Source organism: Mycobacterium sp. UM_Kg1, from assembly GCF_000972925.1.
Lineage (GTDB): Bacteria > Actinomycetota > Actinomycetes > Mycobacteriales > Mycobacteriaceae > Mycobacterium > Mycobacterium hiberniae.
This window is the reverse complement of the sequence record NZ_JRMK01000259.1, coordinates 1-2,874: the sequence shown is the minus strand read 5'-3', so window position 1 is coordinate 2,874 and position 2,874 is coordinate 1. Positions and strand designations below refer to the sequence as shown.

Sequence of the window (2,874 nt, the reverse complement as noted above, 5' to 3'; positions counted from 1 at the left end):
CCACGCCACGCCGTACCCAACGTCCGTGGTCAGTACAGCTAGCGCAGCGGCCGGCCCTGCCTGTCGTGCACCCGCCCGCTCAGCATCAGGACCGCGTCGACGACACCCCAGCCGAAGGGCACGATGATCCCGAGCCCGTAGGTGGTGACGGTTGCCAGCAGCCCGACCGTCAGCTGCGCCAAACCCAGTCCGGTCTGGCCCAGGTACATCCGACCGAAGCCCAGGAAGCCGAAGAACCCGAGCAGCTGCAGCAACGCCGCGGTCATTTTGGACTTCGGCGAGTACGGCAGCCCGGTCGCCGGGGAGCGGCCGTAGGGCGCCCACATGTCGGGATGCCCCTGATACGGCGGCAGGTAGCCCGGCGGGGGCCAGTCGCCGTGCGGCCCGGCCGGAGGCCATGGCGGGACAGTCATCTATGCAGCATGCCAGAACCGCCGGCTACGGCGTCCGCCCTGAGGTCAGCGCTGCTCAGCGGCGTCGTCGGCGGCTGCGTCGTCTGCCTGTTCGCCGGCGTCGGGATGCTCGGCACCCTGGGCGTCGCCACCGGCGGAGTCCTCGGGGTCCGGGTCACCGGCATCGCCGGTTTCAGTCTCGGGGTCCACGGGGGTTGCCTCGGACGGCGGGGGTGGCGTCTCGGCGACCTCGGAGTCCGCTACCACCCGGCCCGCATCGGCGTCGCCGATCTCGGCGTCGGCCTCGGTGTCCTGCTGGTCCGCGGAGCCGGCGAGCTGCGCCTCCTCCTGCTCGCCGGACGGGTCGTCGACGGCCTCGGGCTCGGCCGAGTCGGCTTGGCCGGTAAGCGTTTCCGGCACTGCTACCACCGCGCCGCCACCGGCCGGCGCCTCGGGCACATCCGGCTCCTGCGGCGCCTCGGTTGCCGGCTCCTCCGGCGTTGCGGCGTCCTGGCCGCCGGCCTCCCGTGATTGCCAGGCGCTGCGAATCGCTTCGGGATCTTCGCGTCCCTTGGTCGCGAGCAGGATGTACACCACCGCGCCGATGAAGACGAACGTCGAGGTGAACGAGTTGACCCGGATGCCGGCGATATGTGTCGCGGCGTCGTCACGGAGTAGTTCGATGCCGAACCGTCCGATGCAGTACCCCGCGACGTAAAGCGCGAACAACCGTCCGTGCCCCATTCTGAACCGCCGGTCGGCGTAGATCAGAACGAGGAACACCACAAGGTTCCAGAGCAATTCGTAGAGGAACGTCGGCTGGACGATCTTGTACAGCTCGCCGGTGGACACGCCGTCGAGCAGGTGCGGATCCCGCACGCCCGAGGCGTCTTCGCGCCAGAAGATCTCCAGCCCCCACGGCAGCGTGGTCTCGCGGCCGTAGAGCTCCTGATTGAAGTAGTTCCCGACGCGTCCGATGGCCTGCGCCAAGACGATCCCCGGGGCGATCGCGTCACCGAAGGCCGGCAGGGAGATCCCCCGACGGCGGCAACCGATCCAGGCACCCACCCCGCCGAGCGCCACCGCGCCCCAGATCCCCAGGCCGCCATCCCAGATCCGTGGCGTCGCTTCCCATCCGACGCCACCCTCGCCGAAATAGGTCCGCCAGTCGGTCATCAGGTGATAGAGCCGCCCGCCGACCAATCCGAACGGCACCGCCCACAGCGCGATGTCATAGATGACGCCCGGCTCACCGCCCCGGGCCCGCCACCGGCGATCCCCGATCAGCAGGGCGACGACGATTCCGCAGATGATGCACAGGGCGTAAGCCCGGATCGGAACCGGACCGAGATGCCACACTCCGCGCGCAGGACTGGGGAAATAGGTCAGCCAATCCAACGTCATCGTGTGGAAACTCCTTGGCGCACTCCCGAAGTCAGCTCCGTCGTCAATGTCCGCAGGGCGTTCAGGCCCTCGCTCAGCGCGGTCACCAGCGCCGATCCGACGATGACACCGTCGGTGTAGGCAGCGATCTCGGCGGCCTGCGCGCCCGATCGCACGCCCAGCCCGACACCGACGGGAATGCCGGAGACCTCGCGCACCCTGGCCACCAACTCCGGTGCCGCGTTGGACACCGTGTTGCGGGCACCGGTGACTCCCATCGTGGAGGCGGCGTAGACGAATCCGCGGGTCGCCCTGACCGTCTCGGCGAGTCGTTGCGGCGTCGAGGACGGCGCCACCAGGAAGATCCGGTCCAGCGCGTGCTGTTCGGAGGCGGCCAGCCAGTCCTCGGCTTCGTCGACGATCAGGTCAGGGGTGATCAGGCCCAGTCCCCCGGCTGAGGCCAGGTCGCGGGCGAACGCGTCGACGCCGTAGCGCAGCACCGGGTTCCAGTAGGTCATCACCACGGCACGACCGCCGGCGGCGGTGATCGCCTCGACGGCGCGCAGAGTGTCGCGTACCCGCACACCGCCTTGCAGCGCGGTCTCTGTGGCGCGCGCGATGGTCGGGCCGTCCATCCCCGGATCGGAGTAAGGGACGCCGACTTCGACGAGGTCGCAACCGGTTTCGACCAAAGCGGTCATCGCGGCGATCGATCCCGCCACATCCGGGTAGCCGGTCGGCAGATAGCCGATCAGCGCGGCTCGGCCCTCGGCCCGACAGGCCGCGAACATCGGGGCCAACCGGTCGCCGGTGTGGTCGGTCACGACTCCTCCCCCGTCTGGTCGAACAGCCCGAACCACTTGGCCGCCGTTTCCACGTCCTTGTCGCCGCGGCCGGACACGTTCGCCACGATGATCTTTCCGGGCCCCAGCTCAGCCGCCAGTTTGAGCGCGCCGGCTATCGCGTGTGCCGATTCGATCGCGGGAATGATCCCCTCGGTGCGGCACAGGACGCCGAACGCGTCCATGGCCTCGGAGTCGGTGATCGGGCGGTATTCGGCGCGCCCGGTCTCGCGCAGCCAGGCGTGTTCGGGGCCCAC

3 protein-coding genes and 1 pseudogene are annotated in these 2,874 nt (G+C 69.7%); all 4 read right to left on the bottom strand.

The genetic code is table 11. The annotated features are described in order from the left end of the window. Positions 1 to 38: 38 nt before the first annotated feature. Entirely contained in the window at positions 39 to 413 is a 375-nt protein-coding gene (locus tag LI92_RS20755) for an NINE protein (protein WP_046322257.1), read from the bottom strand. Positions 414 to 458: 45 nt separating this feature from the next. Next, positions 459 to 1,796, bottom strand: coding sequence for a prolipoprotein diacylglyceryl transferase (lgt, locus tag LI92_RS20750; protein ID WP_046322256.1), 1,338 nt, complete (start codon positions 1,794 to 1,796; stop codon positions 459 to 461). Then, positions 1,793 to 2,566, bottom strand: a complete 774-nt coding sequence (trpA, locus tag LI92_RS20745) for a tryptophan synthase subunit alpha (RefSeq protein ID WP_046322258.1) — start codon at positions 2,564 to 2,566, stop codon at positions 1,793 to 1,795. Before trpA ends, lgt begins: the two co-directional genes overlap by 4 nt. A gap of 29 nt (positions 2,567 to 2,595) precedes the next feature. After that, a pseudogene (locus LI92_RS20740) lies at positions 2,596 to 2,874 on the bottom strand (tryptophan synthase subunit beta); the annotation flags it as partial.

Excerpts from the sequence above, each read along its gene's own strand:
- LI92_RS20755 (WP_046322257.1), bottom strand. The coding sequence starts at position 413 with ATGACTGTCCCGCCATGGCCTCCGGCCGGGCCGCACGGCGACTGGCCC.
- lgt (WP_046322256.1), bottom strand. The coding sequence starts at position 1,796 with ATGACGTTGGATTGGCTGACCTATTTCCCCAGTCCTGCGCGCGGAGTG.
- trpA (WP_046322258.1), bottom strand. The coding sequence starts at position 2,566 with ATGTTCGCGGCCTGTCGGGCCGAGGGCCGAGCCGCGCTGATCGGCTAT.